The organism is Brevundimonas intermedia (genome assembly GCF_027922165.1).
GTDB classification, from domain to species: Bacteria; Pseudomonadota; Alphaproteobacteria; order Caulobacterales; family Caulobacteraceae; genus Brevundimonas; species Brevundimonas intermedia.
On sequence record NZ_BSFD01000011.1, the window covers coordinates 737,363 to 753,933 of the forward strand.

10 protein-coding genes are annotated in these 16,571 nt (G+C 67.0%); 3 read left to right on the top strand and 7 right to left on the bottom strand.

Annotated features, from left to right (window positions below):
* Positions 1-98: 98 nt before the first annotated feature.
* The 7 genes from PKE72_RS17020 to PKE72_RS17050 form a co-directional block, all read right to left on the bottom strand.
* Complete coding sequence (locus PKE72_RS17020) at positions 99-3,320, bottom strand: discoidin domain-containing protein (protein ID WP_271166543.1); 3,222 nt, start codon at positions 3,318-3,320, stop codon at positions 99-101.
* Positions 3,321-3,473: 153 nt separating this feature from the next.
* Positions 3,474-4,289, bottom strand: coding sequence for a carbohydrate ABC transporter permease (locus PKE72_RS17025; protein WP_271166544.1), 816 nt, complete (start codon positions 4,287-4,289; stop codon positions 3,474-3,476).
* Entirely contained in the window at positions 4,286-5,218 is a 933-nt protein-coding gene (locus tag PKE72_RS17030; RefSeq protein ID WP_271166545.1) for a carbohydrate ABC transporter permease, read from the bottom strand. Before PKE72_RS17030 ends, PKE72_RS17025 begins: the two co-directional genes overlap by 4 nt.
* Positions 5,215-6,483, bottom strand: coding sequence for a sugar ABC transporter substrate-binding protein (locus PKE72_RS17035; protein WP_271166546.1), 1,269 nt, complete (start codon positions 6,481-6,483; stop codon positions 5,215-5,217). The genes PKE72_RS17030 and PKE72_RS17035 overlap by 4 nt, the downstream gene beginning before the upstream one ends.
* Positions 6,480-7,949: a glucoamylase family protein gene (locus PKE72_RS17040; protein ID WP_271166547.1), complete on the bottom strand. Its 1,470-nt coding sequence runs from the start codon at positions 7,947-7,949 to the stop codon at positions 6,480-6,482. Before PKE72_RS17040 ends, PKE72_RS17035 begins: the two co-directional genes overlap by 4 nt.
* Positions 7,950-8,026: 77 nt before the next feature.
* The gene (locus PKE72_RS17045) at positions 8,027-11,008 is read right to left on the bottom strand and encodes a TonB-dependent receptor (protein ID WP_271166548.1); all 2,982 of its coding nucleotides are present in this window, start codon (positions 11,006-11,008) and stop codon (positions 8,027-8,029) included.
* 28 nt (positions 11,009-11,036) lie between these two features.
* Positions 11,037-12,143 carry a LacI family DNA-binding transcriptional regulator gene (locus PKE72_RS17050; RefSeq protein WP_271166549.1) on the bottom strand — a complete coding sequence of 369 codons (1,107 nt, stop codon included), beginning with the start codon at positions 12,141-12,143 and terminating at the stop codon, positions 11,037-11,039.
* Between the two features lie 257 nt (positions 12,144-12,400).
* On the opposite strand from PKE72_RS17050, the gene PKE72_RS17055 reads away from it, so the two are divergent.
* The 3 genes from PKE72_RS17055 to PKE72_RS17065 all read left to right on the top strand — a co-directional run bounded on the left by PKE72_RS17055 (position 12,401) and on the right by PKE72_RS17065 (position 16,538).
* Positions 12,401-15,031: a TSCPD domain-containing protein gene (locus PKE72_RS17055; protein ID WP_271166550.1), complete on the top strand. Its 2,631-nt coding sequence runs from the start codon at positions 12,401-12,403 to the stop codon at positions 15,029-15,031.
* 55 nt (positions 15,032-15,086) lie between these two features.
* Positions 15,087-15,581: a pentapeptide repeat-containing protein gene (locus PKE72_RS17060; RefSeq protein WP_271166551.1), complete on the top strand. Its 495-nt coding sequence runs from the start codon at positions 15,087-15,089 to the stop codon at positions 15,579-15,581.
* A gap of 81 nt (positions 15,582-15,662) precedes the next feature.
* Entirely contained in the window at positions 15,663-16,538 is an 876-nt protein-coding gene (locus PKE72_RS17065) for a pentapeptide repeat-containing protein (protein ID WP_271166552.1), read from the top strand.
* The last annotated feature ends 33 nt before the right edge of the window (positions 16,539-16,571 follow it).

The window sequence follows — 16,571 nt, forward strand, 5'->3', positions numbered from 1 at the left end:
AGGGGTCGGTCAGTGCATGACCGGCCCTTTTCCATTGAAGACGGAGCAACCCCTTATCCGGCCCTGCGGGCCACCTTCTCCCGCAAGGGGAGAAGGGATCAGTTGAGGGTGATCCGCCTTGCCCCCACGGGTATCGCGAGCTCGTCGCCGGACCATTGTGCGGCTCGCCCGTCGATGCGGATCCGCTCAGGCCGCCCCGCGCCCGCCGGCCATTGCAGCACAAACCCGCCCGGCGGCGTCGCCCCCTGGCCCAAGGTCAGCACATAGGCCGAACCCTGTTTGCGATAGGCGTAGGTCAGCGCCCCATAGGCCGTGCGCAGGTCCCGCACCCCCACGCCCTCTTTGGTGTCCAGCCAGGCCTCAGGCACGCCCGCCGCCAGCACCAGGGCGTGGTCCCGGTCGCGTTCGTAGGCGAACAGGTCCAGGGCCGAGCGGATATAGTCGGAACTGATCCAGGCGTGCGGCATGTCGCCGATGAAGCGGGGCTCGCGCTTGTCGCGCCCCACCACCTCGGCCCAGCCGTTCCAGGCCTCAGGCCGGCGGTCGGCCATCAGGAAGTCCAGCACCGCCAAGGCCCGGTCCTTCTGACCCAGCCGCACATAGGCGCCGACCAGCCGCCATTCGTAGGGGGTATAGTCCTTCCACGCCGTGTGATTGGTCAGCCGGTTCTGGACGTTTTCCCAATAGCGGTCGAAGGTTCGCGCCATCAGTTCGGGCGGAAGATTATCCTGCTCGCCCGACGGCGACAGGGCGATGGTGGTCGAGGTGGCGTCGAAATCGCCCCGGTCGGCGGCGCCTGCGATCCAGTCGATGTCGTGATGCTGGGCCGTCGCGACGATGGAGGCGCGGATGTCGGCGGAGAACTGATCCCGCGCCGCAGCATAGCGGGCGGCGGCCTCGGCATCGCCCAGGGTCTGGGCGATGAAGACCGCGTCCTTGTAGCCCAGCAGGCCCCAGAAATCGTCCCAGTAGGAATAGGCCGCCTTGTCCGAATAGCCCTCGTGGCTGATCGTCGGCGGCAACAGCCCGTACAGGTGGCTCTGGTCGGGAGTCTGGAAGGCGGCGGTGCGGGTGGAGGCGCGCAGTTCGTCCATATAGGCGACGGCCTTCTGGACCTGGGGCCAGACCTGGCGCAGCAGGGCCTCGTCGCCGGTGTAGCGATAGGTCTCGGCGGCCAGGAAGACGAACTCGCCGTGGCTGTCGTTCTCGGGCACCGGATCGGCGCCCCGCGCATCGACGCAGCAGGGGACCTTGCCGTTGTCGAACACATAGGGGGCGTACCAGCGCAGATAGTCGGCGGAATGCTCGGCCATGCCCAGCCGGTTCAGCCCCTCGGCCATCATGGCGCCGTCGCGGATCCAGGAGCGGTTGTAGCTGCGGGTGCCGGGTTGCAGGATGGGCCCCTGACGCGACATCAGCATATGGGCCAGGGACGACTTCAGCGCGTCCTCGATCCGCTGGGCGGCGGGCGGCAAGATCAGGTCCACCCGGTCCAGCTTCTCGCGCCACTCCGCCGCCAGCGCCTGCTCCGCCTGATCCAGAGCGGCGACGCCCTGCCCCGCCTGAGGCTGCGGCGGATCGCCCGCCAGCGGCGACAGGAAGCCGAAGGTGCGTGTCTCGCCGGGCTGAAGCGTCACCTCATACAGCAGGGCGCCGGCCGGCAGGTCCGTGGCGTCGGAGACGGCGACCGGCTCGTCCACGGGGCGTCGCGCCGTCGGCAAAATCAATGATTGAGGATCAGCCCCTGCGTCGAAGCTCGAGGCCGCCACGGCGTCCGGCGCGGTCAGGGGCTGGACCCGGATGTCGTCGTTCAGCGTCAGGCTCGCGCCGTCCCAGGCGATCCGATCGACCGGCGCCACCCCGCCCGGAATGGCCAGGAACTGCACCGGTCCGTTCACCTGGAACGGCCGCGCCGTCAGGGCCAGGGTCAGGCGACGCGGCCGGTTGGAGGTGTTGGTCAGGTCATAGCGGCCCCACAGACGCGCCTGGTCCGGCGCGCCGTCGGCGAAGCCGGTGATCTTCAACGTCCAGTCGTCGGCGGTCCAGGTCACGGACGGTATGGGCAGGTCGTCGTCCCTCAGCCCCTGTTCGATATCGACGTCAGCCCAGGTGACCAGCCGCCCGTTGTCGACCACGAAGGGTTCGATACTCGGGCCCGCCCGGCGCAGTTCGATGGCGCCGTCCTCGCCGATCAGACCGCTCTCCCCGCCCCCGTCGACGCCGACCAGGGTCCAGTAGGGCTGTTCCCCGAAGAAGCCGCGTGGATAGAGGCCGCGCCGGTTCTCCTTGGCCACCGCCTCGACGAAGGCCGTGGCGTCCTCGCCGAAGGCCAGGGGTTCGACCTCGATCTCGTTCAGCGCATAGGTCGTCGCCGGCGCGGCGCCGAGCCGCTGGCCCGCGCCAGAGGATCCGACCACGTCGGGCGCCGGAACGGGCTGCAACGGCTCAAGCCGCAGCCAGCGCGCCGTCGCCTCGGGCGTGCGCAGCCAGTCGACGCCGCCGTTCCCGCCCTGAACTGTCGCCAGGTCCCGCCAGTCGCGCCCGACGGTCGAGGCCGAAATCCGATAGTCCGCCGCCGCCCCCCGCTCGCCCCAGCGCAGGGTCAGACCGCCGAACTCGCGCTCGTATCCCAGGTCCAGGGTCAGGGCCGACGGTTCGCCCACCGGGGAGGTCCAGGCCGTCTTCGGGTCCAGATCGACGGCGTTGGCGGCGGTCGTCTCCGCCCGTTCGTCTGCAGCGACCGGCTGCGGCGGCACGGCGGGATCGACCGGCAGGACGCGAAGGCTCAGTTGGTCGATCTCGACCGCCCCCTTGCCGCCCTCGGCCGCCACCACGACAAACTCGACCCGTTCGGCGCGGCGCAACACCGTCTCCGGGCTGGGGCCCCAGGCCTTGGACACCTGGCGGCGCTTGATCACGAACTTCGTCCAGCCGTCGGGGAAGTCGTAGCGTGCCGTCTGCTTCCACCAGACATTGTCGGCCGAGGCGTCGGTCAGCTTGACCTCAAAGGTGTTGGCCGGCCCGGCGCCGCGCACCCAGAAGCTGATCTCGTAATTGTCGGGTAGGTCGAACGGCAGCGGACGGCTGAGCACCGCATAGCCCGCCTTGCCGTCGAAATCGTAGTCGAGCCGGACCGCCTGCCCATCATGCCCAGCGATGGCGGAGACGACGGCGTGAACGTCGGTCGAGGCGCTGGCCTGCCACCGCGAGGCGTCGTCCATGGCGTCGAGAACGCGCGTGTCCTGCGCGACGGCGGGGGCGGCCATGAGGGCGGCGCTAAGTGCGAGGGCGGAGGTCAGGGCGGAGGTCGAGATACGCATTCGGATTACTCCAGCTTTCCCTCTCCGCGTCATCCTCGGGCTTGTCCCGAGGATCCAGACTCCCGGTGTTCGACGGGGTGCATAGGGCGGCCGCACCGGGAGTCTGGATCCTCGCCACAAGGGCGAGGATGACGGCGTTGAGAGACGAGAAATTTACCCCTTCACGCTGCCCGCGAGCATGCCGCGGATGTAGTAGCGTTGCAGGGCCAGGAAGAGGATCAAGACAGGCGCGACCGTGACGACGGCGCCCGCCATCATCAGTTCCACATCCTGCACATGTTCGCGCGACAGGGCCGCCAGGGCGACCGGCAGGGTGTAGTTCGACTGGTCCGTCAGGACGATCAGCGGCCACAGGAAGTCGTTCCAGCTGCCCAGGAAGACGAACAGACCCAGGGTGACGATGATCGGCTGCAGCGTCGGCAGGACGATGCGGCGGAAGATCTGGCCCTCGCTGGCGCCGTCTATGCGGGCGGCCTCCAGCATCTCGTCGGGAATGCTCAGCGCATACTGGCGCACCAGGAACAGACCGAAGATCGAGGCCAGCCAAGGCACCAGCGCCCCGGCATAGGTGTTCACCAGCCCCATCCCCTTCAGCATCAAGAACAGCGGCAAGGTGCCGATCTGGGCCGGCACCACCAGGGCGGCGACCAGGAACTGGAACAGCCGCTCGCGCCCGGCGAACTTCAACTTGGCGAAGGCGTAGCCGGCCGGGACGGTGAAGCTGAGCGCCAGGATCGTCGCCAGGGTCGCCAGGGCGAAACTGTTCCACAGATACCGGCCCATGCCCTGGTTCAGGAACAGGTCCTGATAGTGCTCCAGCGTCCAGCGCGACGGAACCAGCGGCGGCGGGAAGGTCGCGGCTTCGCCGGTGGGCATGAAGCTGACGGACGCCATCCAGACCAGCGGGAACAGGACGATGAGCGCGATGAGCGCAACGGCGAGGTTGAGGAGGATGGAGCGGATTTTCATTGGTACGCCCCCACCCGCTTGGCCACGGCCAGCTGCACCAGGGTGATGGCCAGGATGCACAGGAACAGGACGAAGGCGACCGCGCTGGCGGAGCCCAGGTTCCACCATTTGAAGCCCTCTTCGTACATGAAGTAGAGCACCGTCACCGTGCTCTGGGCCGGGCCGCCTTGGGTCATCACATAGGGTTCGGCGAACAGCTGGAAGAAGCTGGCGACCGAGATGATCGAGACCAGCAGCATGGTCGGCGCGATGGCCGGCAGGGTGACATGGCGGAACTGTTTCCACGGCCCGGCGCCGTCGATGCGGGCGGCTTCGTACAGATCGTCCGGCACGGTCTGAAGCACGGCCAGGAAGATCAGCATATTGTAGCCGAAGATCTTCCAGACCACGAACATCAGGATGGCGGGGATCGAGGTCGAGGGCTGGCCCAGCCAGTCCACCGCCGGCAGGCCGATGCTCTCCAGCCCCCAGTTGATGACCCCATAGCGGGTGTGCAGCAGATAGCGCCACACCACGGCCGTGGCGACCAGGGTGGTGACATAGGGGGCGAAGAACATGACCCGCCAGATCGGCCGCCACTTCACCACCCGCGCATTCAGGATCACCGCCGCCGCCAGCGAGGCCGCGATGGACAGGGGCACGCCCAGGACGGCGAAGGTCAGGGTGTTCTTCATCGCCCCCCAAAACAGCGGATTGGTCATCAGCCGCTCGTAATTCTGCAGGCCGACGAAACGCAGATTGTCCAGGTTCGCCAGGGCGTAGATGTCGAAGTCGGTCAGGCTGAGCAGCAGGGCCGCGATCACCGGAAGGGCGAAGAAGAGGCCAATGGCGATCATCGCCGGGGCGACGAAGCCCCATGCCGCCCGTTCCCGCGCGCCGCGTCCGCGCGCCGGTTTCACGCGGGCCAAGGTCGGATCGGCGATGGTCATACGGCCCTGCCCTGTTCCATCATCCAGCGGCGCTTCTCCAGCAACCGGTCGGCCCGGCGGTCGATCTCGGCGGCCGCAGTCTCGGGGGCATATTCGCCGCGCACCATCCGTTCGGCGACGATCTGCATCTCCGTCACGATCCGTTCCCATTCCGGCACCTTGGGCACGGCCTTGGCTCGCTCCAACTGGCCGCGGAAGGGCGCCAGCATCGGGTCGCGCTCGACCTGGGCGATGTCCCAGGCGCTCTGGCGCGCCGGCAGGTCGCCGACGATGGTGTTGAACCGGGCCTGGACGGCCGGTTCGGACAGATAACGGACCAGGGCCCAGGCTGCATCCTGATGCGGCGAGGACTTGAACACCGCCAGGCTGGACCCGCCCGGCGCCGAGGCGCCCAGGCCGTTCGGTCCCGGCACCCCGGCCGTGGCCCAGTTCGGCTGGAACGCCGCCGGCAGGCGGCTGCGGAAATCGCCGACGCTCCAAGGGCCGGAGAAATAGAAGCTGAAATAGCCGCGCGCGAACTCGGTCCAGACGTTCGAGATCTGCGCCGCCGAGGCCAGGGGCGCCAGCTGTTCGGCGAACAGGCTGCGATAGAAGGCCAGGGCTGCGACGAACCCGGGGTTGGAGAAGTTGCCCCGCGTATTGCGGTCGCGCAACAGCGGCTCTTCGATCTGAAGCCCGAAGGTCAGCAGTTGCTCGAACTCGTTCAGCGGCAGCAGGATGGCGTAGTTGTCGCCGCCCGCCGCCCGCTTGACCCCGTGCATGGCCCGCTTCCATTCGGCCCAGTCCTGCGGCGGCGCGTCGAAGCCGGCGCGGGCCAGCAGATCCTTGCGATAGAACAGCAGCCGGGTGTCCACATACCAGGGGGTGGTCATGGCCCGGCCGGCGATCTGGTTGGTCTCCAGCACCGCCGGGAACTGGTCGGTCAGCAGGTCGGCGGCTTCGGGCGGGGTCGGCGACAGGGCGCCGATGGCGGTCAGCTCCGCGACCCAGGTGTTGCCGATCTGGCTGACGTCCGGCAGCGAGGCGCCGGCATAGGCCGTCAGTAGCTTCTCGTGCGCCGCGGTCCACGGCAGGGGCTGGACCTCGACCCGGACGCCGGGATTGCGCCGCTCGAACTCGGGCATCAACTGGCCCACCGTCCCGCCTTCGTTGCCCATGGCCCAGAAGCGCAGCACCGTCTCGCCCTCACGACGCGGCGTACAGGCCGCCGCCGCGCCGCCCGCCAGCAGCGCCAGAGCGCCCCGTCTGTGCGGGCCAGGCCTCATGCGGTCAGCCAGCCGCCGGTGAATCCGGCCTTGTCCAGGGCCCGGCGGATGTTGGGCTCGCCGCGCATATAGCGCCAGATGAAGTCCGACCTGTGGTTCTCGGTCATGCAGACGATGGGGCCTTGGTCGATGCCCAGATAGTCGTCGGCGACCCAGCCGATCCCGTCAACGATCTTGCCGTGCTGCAACGGCCCGTCGCGGACCGTCAGGGTCGGGTTGAAGCTGTCGAGGAAGCCCCACTCGGTATAGATCCCCGCGCCAAACCGGCTCTTCATCGCCTTGATGCAGGGGATGACGATCTCGGGCGCGAAGGCGATGGAGCTGGCCGCCGCCGTGGGGGCGATGGTGCCGTCGTCCCGGTCGCCGGGCCCGCGCGCCGAATAGCTGAAGAACTCGCGCTCGACGCCGTTGATCGTCTGTTTGAAATCGCCCGGCCCGTCGCAGGCCGTCAGGCCCCAGGTCTCGGACGAATAGCCGGCCCACTGGCCCGGATTGTCGTGGGCGTATTTCTGCTGGGCGTAGACGGCGCGGCGGCTGTTTTCGAAATAGTCCAGGTGTTCGCCCATCTGCGCCGTCTGCCCCCGCATCCAGGCGTCCTGGATGCCGCGGAAGTCGATGTACATATGGCTGTACTGGTGGCCGAAGATCGGCGCGAAATTCAGGTGCCAGCTGCCCCAGCGGTCGGTCCAGCTCTCGTCATAGCTGGCGGCCCATTCGTGCCAGACATTGACCGAGACGGGATGGGTCGGGCTGCCGATGGCGAGCAGCAGCAGCAGCATGCCCTCGTTGTAGACGTGCCAGTCCGAGCGGATGAAGCCGCTCTCTGGATGCCAGCCCATGGTGATGCGGTTGTCGCGGATAACGGCCCAGTCCCATTCGATCCGCTCGTACAGGGCCTGGACCCGGCTTCGGATCTCGACCTCGTCCGGATGGTCGCCGTCGAAATAGCGGGCGGAGAACAGCATGCCGGCGATCAGCAGGGCCGTATCGACGGTGGACAGCTCGTTGGTCCGGTAGCGGAGACCGGTCTCCATCTCGAGGAAATGGTAGAAGAAGCCCTTGTGGCCTGCCGTGCCCGTCGCCTCAGGCCCCTGGGGCAGGCTGTGGAAATAGCGGACGGTGGTCAGGGTGCGTTCGCGCGCCTCGTCCCGGCTCATCCAGCGGCGTTCAACGCCGATGGGCCAGCAGGTCAGGGCGAACCCGACCGCGGCGATGGAGCAGAAGGACGGGGTGGGCCAGCGATCCGGCGTCAGGCCGGTGCGCCGGTCCGTGACCTTCTCGAACCAGCGGAAGGTGCGTTCCTGAAGCTCGTTGATCTCGCGGTCCAGCCGCAGGGGCCGGCGTTCGGTCCCGTTGACTGCGCCCGTGACCGCCTGCTGCGCCGCCGCCTGGCCTGCGACCATGCCGCCGACCGCCAGGGCCGCAGCCCCTGCCGTGGTTCGCATCAGGAAGTTTCGGCGGTTCATGGGCACGCTCACTGGGTCTGTATCAAGAAGAAGGCCGCCCCCCGCGCAAGCGGAAGGCGGCCCAGGCTCAGGGGGAGTTAGAAGGCGTAGCGGGCGCCGATCTGGAACGTCCGCGTCGGGAAGAGCACGCTGCTCGGGTTGCCGAAGTTGGGCGTACCCGCATCGCCGTTGAAGCCGCTGTAGTTCTTGAAATCGAAGATATTGATTGCATCGACGTAGAGTTGCAGCTCGCTTCCTTCTCCGACCGGGAAGTTTTTCGTCAGGCGAAGATCCAGATTCCGATAGGCGAAGGCATTCGGAATGAAGAAGTTCTCCTTATCAGGATAACCGCCGTAGGGACGGAAATAGAACCTCGAACCCGTTCCATCGAACACGTTGAACGGCGTACCCGAGCCCAGCGTCAGAATGCCCGACAGTTGGAAGTCCAACGGCAAATCGACGATGCCATTGGCTACGATCCGGTGCCGTTCGTTGTCAGCAGAATTCCGCATAGGTGAACTCTCGACCGAGAAACAGTCGAAGCAGAAGTTGTCATTGCCGCCGTTCTGCTGGGAGTCCGATAAGGTGTAGGCGATGTTCACACCCCAGCCGGAGTCCCGAGTATAGGGCTTATCCAACTTGACGTAGAGGGCCGTGAACTCACGTTCCTTGCTATGATCCGACACCAGATAGCTGCGATACGGATTGGCCGCGCCCGGTCCGCAGAACCCGCCGTTATCGCCGAAGCCGTCGCCGTCGTTACCGTAGTTCGGCTCGCGGCAGCGGTTCAGATACTGCCAAGTGAACTCGTTCTGGGTCTTGCCGTAGGCCAGGGTGAACTCGGTCTGCCAATCGCCAATCCGTTGACGAACGCCAAGGTTGAACTGGTCCGTGCGCGGCGGCTCATAGTCGTTCTTGAGCAGGAAGGCTTCGCCCTTGGCCGGAATGCCGGCCAGAAGCGGATCCAGCCCCGCCGCCGTCATGTAGGACGGATTCCACAGGAATGGATTGGCCGAGCTGCCGTCCTGAACCGCGCCAGGCGTGGTCGTGAAGAAGGCGTTCTTAGAGTTGTCGAACGGCTTGGCGATCTCGTCGAAAGCGAAGTTGAAGTTCACCCGATCATAGTAGCGGCCAGCTCCACCGAAGATGACCGTGCCGCGATCACCAAAGACATCGTAAGAGAAGCCAATCCGCGGCTGGAAGGCGTTGGCGAACGGATCACGGTTATCGCCTGTCGAGATATAGTCGTCGATGTTGAACCAGCTCGGAGCATAGCCGGCCGCCTTGCCGCCATCGGTGGAGGCGATCCACTGGTTAAGGCCGTCAACGACGGACTGAGGCGTCACATAGTCGGGATTGCTGGCGTTATCCTCGTAATCCCAGCGGATACCGAGGTTGAGCTCCAGCTTGTCGGTGATCCGCCAGTCGTCCTGGATGTAGAGGCCATAGACCTTGTTGGTCAGATCCACGGTCGGGAAGGCGTTGCCCAGCTGTACGCGGTAAGGCACCGAAGCATCGCCGCTGGCCGTCCCGTTCAGGTCGTAGAAGAACTGAGGATTGCGACCGAATTCCTTCTCGACATGGTAGTCCTGATTCGAGAACTTCACACCCAGCTTGATAGTGTGGAAGCCATTGAACTCGACCTCGTTGAAGGTCAGATCGTTCCGAATGGTCACAGCTTCATCCGTGATGTCCTGGCGGGTATTGGCTCCGCCCAAATTCAGGACCGTCGTGCCGCCATTGGGATCATAGTTGCCGGTGAAGACCCGGTAGCTCGCGCCGGGGGTGTCGAAATTGGCCGCCGTTGGGTTGTAATTGTAGTTGCGGTAGTCGATTGCGAACTCATTCAGGAAGCCCTGCCCCTGCCATTGGTAGCGCAGGTTTGCGCTCTTGGTGGTCTGCTGCAGGCCGGTGGCGCGCTCGAACGAGTTGGATTCGCCTACACCTGTGACGTCGCCCTCATCACGATAGGTGACGCTCAGATCGATCAGGTGTCCTTCCGCCGGTTGGAAGCTAAGCTTGCCGAAATACAGGTCTTCCTCGAACGGCGTAGCGAAGGTGCCGAGATATTCGGCGAACTGTTGCTGATAGGGAGCGCCCACCGGCCCCAGAGTAACGCTGGCCGCACGATTTTCCTGCTTGTGCTCATAGCTGCCGAAGAAGTGCAGACGATCCTGAATGATCGGACCACCCAGGGCCGCGCCGTACTGCTTCACGCTCAGGTCCGGCTTTTCAGCGCCGCGACGCTCGGAGAAGACATCCTGCGTCACCATATCCTGGTTGCGGTAGGTGCCGAAGATTTCGCCGTGGAATTCGTTCGTGCCCGAACGGGTGACCGCAGTGATGATCGCCGAAGAAGCCTGTTCGTATTCCGCCTTAAAGTTCTGACTGACAACCCGGAACTCCTGAATCGCCGCCTGCGGGAACGGGTTGCCGCGGCTGTCGTCCTGACCGACGATGCCGCCTGCGATGATGTTCGACTTCAGACTGGCGCCGTCAATGAAGGCGTTCACAGATTCTGCACGTTGTCCGCCGGCTGTGATCTGAACTTCCGCATCGTTCGTGCCGACCCGCACGCCCGGTGCCAGAGCGGCGAAGTTCAGGAAGTTGCGGTTGATCTGCGGCAGAGTCTGGATCTGCTGCGTCGTGACGTTGGTGGCGTTTTCCGGCGTGCGCACCTCGACCAAACGACGGCCCACAACGACGATCTCGCCCACGTTGGTTGCGGCGCCGGCGTCCGCGATGACCAGATCAAGGTTGCCGACCTGACCGACGCCGATGCTGACGGTGTCGGTGGCCGTGTCGCCGTCCGCCGTGGTGACGGTCACCTCATAGGTGCCGGGACGCAAACCCGACAGAGTGTAACCGCCCTGAGCGTTGGCCGTGGTGCGATTGGTGAAGCCCGAGTTGACGTCACGGGCGACGACAGCGGCGTTAGCTTCGACCTGGGCGCCGTCGGTGATGTTGCCCCGAATGGTCGAGGTCGCGACCTGGGCCGTCGCCGCACCGGCGAAGCCTGCGGTGATGGCGAAAGCGGATACAGCGGCCAGGGCCGCGCTACGCGTATTGAACTTGATCATCCTGAAATCCCCTCCTGATGGGCCCGATTCACGACGGCGACGCCGCTGTGCGATCGGGGTTTGACCCGGCGGTTGAGGCCGCCGCGGTGGATTGACGCACGACCAGAGCCGGTCGAACGATTTCACAAGCGGTGTCGGGATCGGCGTTGGCGCCGGCCTGGACCAGGCCGATGAGGCGTTCGACGCCCCGACGACCCATTTCCGCGATATTCACTCTCAGCGTGGTCAGCGTCGGCCGGACCAGGGCCGCCAGCGGCACGTCGTCGAACCCGATCACGGCCACGTCCTCGGGGCAGCGCACGCCGGCCTCCTGGAAGGCCAACATGGCGCCCAGGGCCATCATGTCGTTGGCCGCGAACACCGCGTCCGGGCGGGGGCTCAGCGCCATCAGCCGGGTGGCGGCGCGATGCCCGGCCGCCTGGGTGAAGTCGCCCTCGACAATGATCGGATCCTGCCCGTCCAGAGCGCTGGCGTAGCCTTCGGCCCGGATGTCGGCTTCCAGGTTGCCGGCGGCGCCCCGGATATGGGCGATGCGGCGACGACCGGTGGCGACCAGATGCTGAACCGCCGCCACGGCGCCGCCGTGGTTGTCCACCGCGATCGAAGGCCGACCGCCCTCGTCCAGGCCGCCGTTCATCACCAGGACCGGGGTCCGGCCCGCCACGTCTGCGGCAAGATTGGCGGCGCGCAGATGAGGCGAAAGCACGATCATCCCGTCGACCCGGCCCCGCATCGAGCGCAGCGCCGCCATAGTCTCTTCGGTGTCGCCGTGGGAGCTGGACACGATCAGGTGTTTGCCGTGCGCCCGTGCGGCCAGATCCATGCCGCGTATCAGTTCGGAGAAGAACTCGCCGTACAGGTCCGGCAGGATGACGCCGATTGTATCGGTCCGGCTGGTGGACAGGCTGCGCGCGCCGACATGGGGGACGTAGCGCAGATATTCCACCGCATCGAGCACTCGGCGGCGGGTGGTCTCGGTGATGGCGTCGGAGCCGTTCAGCACCCGCGACACCGAGGCGACGGACACCTGCGCCCGTTCCGCCACGTCACGGATGGTCGCGGCCTTGGCGGCCGGCGCATGTCCGTTCAGGCCTGACGGGCTGGAGATTTCCACGTGTTCCTCTCTGAGCGTCATCGCGCCAGCCTCCTTATCGAAGGTCTGTCGATAAATAATGTAATCGGTTACATGACACAGGTGCAATGCGCCCCGCAATCGGCATTGTGTGAATTATTTCGGATTGCGGCTGGATTGCGCGCTCACGTCGCACCTGCGGTCGAGCCGACAGACTTGGACGGAAGGCGGGGATTCAGCGGTTGATAACTACCACATCTAGTGGCGCAACCGCTCGGAACACCGTAATCTAGTCAGAAGCATTCGCGGAGACGCTGTCCATGCGCTTTCAATCCGGCTTCGTCGAACAGGCCCGACGCGTCTCAATGGAGACCCGCACGGTGGAGCGCGCCGATGCGGTTCACGAGGTTCTGGCGCCGGCCGCCTGGTCCGATGCGCGGATCGAGGCCTGGCTGGACTGGGCCGAATCCCTCAGCCCTTCGCTGCTGCCGACCGGCGGCTGGCTGAACGGCGGGATCGACGCCTGGGCGGAACGACTGGCAGGCCGTGGTCTGGCCGAGGGCGTCTTTGCGGATCGCGCCGAGGCCTATGTCTTCGCCGCCGAACTGGCGGCGACAATCCAGCTTGGCCTGGCCTCGCCGACGGCGTCCACGGCTGCGGCCGAGATCGTCGATCTGGCCGACCCGGCCGCGTCTAAACGCCTGGCTGAACACCGCGCCGACCGAGTGACCGCACGGCTGGCCCTCCAGTCGGCCGAGGCCCTGGCCGACGCCCTGTCCGCCGTCGCCGACGCCGTTGATCGGTGTGAAGGCCGTGAAGGCGACTGCGCCGACCCGTCGCGCAACCCGGCCCTGGGGCGGGCGGCCGCCACCGCGCGGCGTCGCGGCGCGACCGACGCCGACATCCTGCGCGCCATCGACGGCGAGCGGCCCGCCTTGGCCCTGCGCCCCTTCCACGAAACCCTGCCCCTGATCGCCCTGGGCGACCGCACCCGAACCGCCGCCGGCGCCCCCGAGACCCTGCTGGCGGGCGAGGCGGCGCTGGACGGCGGCCTGATCCTGACCTTCGATCCACGCGAGGCCGACCTCCTGGCCGAGGGCGGCGTCAGTCGCGCCATGCTCGACCTGTCCGCCGTCGCGGCGCTGGACGAAGGGGCCTTCGACCGCCTGCCCGATCTGGTCCGCCTGTGGACCATAGCGCTCGACCTCCAGTCCGAGAACACCTCCATCGTCCTGGGTCTCGAAGGTCTTTCAACAGCGCTCGCGCCGACCGGCGGGGATATGTCCATCCGGGCCGAGGCGGTCGCCGGTCTGACGGCCGCCGTCGCCGCTCAGATGTCCGCCGAACTGGCGCAACTGCGCGGCGCCTGCACCGAGTGGGACGGGCTGAAGAGCCAGGCGGCCGACGCAGACAGGCTGCGCCACGCGCGCCTGAAGGCTAACCCAGACCCGCTGGCCGCCGTCGCGGCCAGGACCATGGCCAAACCCGGAACCCCGCGCCGTCATGCGGCCATCGGCCTGTTCGTCGACGACCCCGAGGCCCGACTGCGTCTGGGCCTGGGCGCACCTTGCGTGGTCGATGTTTACCAGACAGCGGACGGCCTGATCGGCCGCCGGTTGGCGCCCGGGCTTGCGGCCGCTCTGGCTTACGCGGGCGGCGACGTCCAGGCCGCCGAGCGCCGACTGTTCGGGCGTCGCACCCTGGTCGAGGCGCCCGGTGTCGATCACACCACCCTGCGGAGCTTCGGCTTCACCGACATCGAACTGGCCGCCATCGAACAGGCCCTGGCCCACGCCGACAGCTTCGACGCGGTCTTCGCCGCCCCGGTGCTGGACCCTGGCTTCATCCGCGACGTCCTCGGTCTGGAAGACGGCGACGGCCCGCTGCTCAACCTGCTGGGCGTGCCGGAAGAGGCCGAGGCGGAGGCCGCGCGCTGGGTCTTCGGCCACGGCGATCTGAGCGATTGGGCCGAGGCGCCGTCCGCCGTCGCCCCTCTCCTGACCGACCCCGTGGCCGCCGAGGCAGCGCTGCGTCAGGCGCTAGAACCGTTCAGCGACGCGGCCTATGCCCCGGTCGAAATCCTGGACTGGCGCGCGACCGCCGCCCAGGCCGCACGTCGGCTCAGCCTGGCCGCCGGCGACGGACGCCGCGCCGTGCGCCTGTGTCGCGCCGCACCCCCCGCCGGTCCCTTGCTGACCCTGCCGAAGGCGGAGGCGACGCCGCGCTTAGACACGCCCCGCCCCGCCCCCGTCCCGCCGCCGGAACGGGTGATCGAACGTGTCGTCGAACGCGCCCGCGCCCGCCGCAAACTGCCCGACCGCCGCAAGGGCTATATCCAGAAGGCGGCCGTGGGCGGGCACAAGGTCTATATCCACACCGGCGAATACGACGACGGGGAACTGGGCGAGATCTTCATCGACATGCACAAGGAAGGCGCCGCCTTCCGCAGCCTGATGAACAACTTCGCCATCGCCATCTCTATCGGCCTGCAATACGGCGTGCCGCTGGACGAGTTCGTGGACGCCTTTGTCTTCACCCGGTTCGAGCCGGCGGGGCGGGTGACGGGCAATGACTCCATTCGCTCGGCGACCTCGATCCTCGACTATATCTTCCGCGAGCTGGGCGTTTCCTATCTGGACCGCCACGAACTGGCCAACGCCGGGCCCGACGAGCTGAACGCCGACGGCCTGGGCCACGGCAAGCCGGAGGGCGGAGAGGCCGTGCCCGCCGCGCGGTTCATCTCGAAGGGTTTCGCCCGCGGCTCCGCCCCCGACAATCTGGTGGTCCTGCCCTTCGGCAAGAAGGCCGAGCCTGAACCGAAGATCGCCGCCAATACCGAGGCGGTCGCCTGCCCGTCCTGCGGCGACTTCAGCCTGCAGAATCGCGGCGGTGTCTGGGTCTGCGACACCTGTGGCGGCGCGCGGGCGGTTCATGGCGGCGATCAGGGCTAAGTTAACGGCTGGGGTCTAGGCTGCCGCCACGCGACGTTTTCGCTGGAGCGCCCCCATGTCCCGCCTGACCGCCCTTTCCATCGCCTTCGCCTTGTCGGCGACCGCCGCAACCCCTGTTCTGGCGCAGAATGCCGGCCAGATCGCCAGCGTGAAGCGCGGCGCCTCCTGCCCCGGCTGCAACCTGTTCCAGGGCGACTTCTCCGGTCTTGAGACGCGCGGCATGAACCTGGCCGGGGCGCGCCTACGCCAGGCGGACCTCAGCCTCAGCGTGATGAACCGCACCCGTTTCGCCAACGCCGACCTGCGCGACGTCGAGGCCTACGGCGGGGTCTTCTCCAGCTCCAACTTCTCGGGCGCCGACATGACCAACGCCAGTTTCGTTGGGGCTTATCTGCAGAGCGCGAACTTCTCGGGCGCAAAACTGATCGGAACCAACCTGTCCGGGGCGGACCTGTCGCGGGCGACCGGATTGACCCAGGGTCAACTGAATCGCGCCTGCGGCGACTCCTCGACCATCCTGTCGGGAAACCTACGTATTCCGGCCTGCTGACGGCCTTCCACCTTGCGTGGTTTTAACGAAATTACCTCGATTTAAGTAGGTACGCCCGACGTTTCGAGGCATTCAGACTGCGTGAAACAGATCGCCCGCTCCACCTCCATCCGATTGAAAGCCGCCCTGATCGCGGCGGCGGGCCTGATGCTCGCCCCGCCTGCCTTCGCCGGGGTCGAGATGACAGTCCAGGACCGCGACGTGGCTCGGTCAGTCTCGCTGGGCGGATCCTGCAACCGGTGCGAACTGTCCGGCCGCAACCTCTCGGGCGCCACCTTCACCGGCGCCAGCTTCATGAACGCAACTCTGGTCGGCGCCAATCTGCGCGGCGCCGAGATGGTGGGCTCGAACTTCACCGGCAGCGACTTCAGCCGGGCCAATATGGAAGGGGTCGAGATCGTCGGCGCCAATTTCACCTCGGCCAACTTCACCGGCGCACAGTTGAGCGGCGCCGAGGCCCAAGGCTCTTCCTTCGTCCGCGCCAACCTGTCGCGGGCCGACCTGTCGGGCGGCGAACTGCACGGAGTGAATTTCAACGGCGCGACCCTGGCCGGCGCCGACTTTTCGGGCAGCGAACTGTTCGGGGCCACCCTGGCCAATGTTCACGCCGTCGGAGCCGACTTCAGCGACGCAGAGATCAACGCCTCCAACCTGTCCGGCGGCGACTTCTCGAGCGCCTCCTTCCGCGACGCCAGCCTGGACGGCGCCCGCCTGACGGGCGGGACCTTCACCCGGGCCGATTTCAGCGACGCCTCGATGCGGCGCACCGACATCCGGGGCGCAGACCTGTCCAGCGCGCGCAACCTGACCCAGGACCAGGTCAGCGAAGCCTGCGGCGACGGCTCCACGCGCTTGCCCGGCCGCCTGACGGCCCAGGCCTGCCGGGGGACAATCCGCGTGATCCGCACCCCGCCCGCGCCGCCAGCCGTGCGCCACATCGTCAACGCCGACAACTAAGCCTCGCCCCGACGCGACTCGCAGTAAAAAGGG

What these genes read in the sequence shown, in the direction of transcription:
- PKE72_RS17020 (WP_271166543.1), bottom strand. Translation starts at nt 3,320, where the DNA reads ATGCGTATCTCGACCTCCGCCCTGACCTCCGCCCTCGCACTTAGCGCC.
- PKE72_RS17025 (WP_271166544.1), bottom strand. Translation starts at nt 4,289, where the DNA reads ATGAAAATCCGCTCCATCCTCCTCAACCTCGCCGTTGCGCTCATCGCG.
- PKE72_RS17030 (WP_271166545.1), bottom strand. Translation starts at nt 5,218, where the DNA reads ATGACCATCGCCGATCCGACCTTGGCCCGCGTGAAACCGGCGCGCGGA.
- PKE72_RS17035 (WP_271166546.1), bottom strand. Translation starts at nt 6,483, where the DNA reads ATGAGGCCTGGCCCGCACAGACGGGGCGCTCTGGCGCTGCTGGCGGGC.
- PKE72_RS17040 (WP_271166547.1), bottom strand. Translation starts at nt 7,949, where the DNA reads ATGAACCGCCGAAACTTCCTGATGCGAACCACGGCAGGGGCTGCGGCC.
- PKE72_RS17045 (WP_271166548.1), bottom strand. Translation starts at nt 11,008, where the DNA reads ATGATCAAGTTCAATACGCGTAGCGCGGCCCTGGCCGCTGTATCCGCT.
- PKE72_RS17050 (WP_271166549.1), bottom strand. Translation starts at nt 12,143, where the DNA reads ATGACGCTCAGAGAGGAACACGTGGAAATCTCCAGCCCGTCAGGCCTG.
- PKE72_RS17055 (WP_271166550.1), top strand. Translation starts at nt 12,401, where the DNA reads ATGCGCTTTCAATCCGGCTTCGTCGAACAGGCCCGACGCGTCTCAATG.
- PKE72_RS17060 (WP_271166551.1), top strand. Translation starts at nt 15,087, where the DNA reads ATGTCCCGCCTGACCGCCCTTTCCATCGCCTTCGCCTTGTCGGCGACC.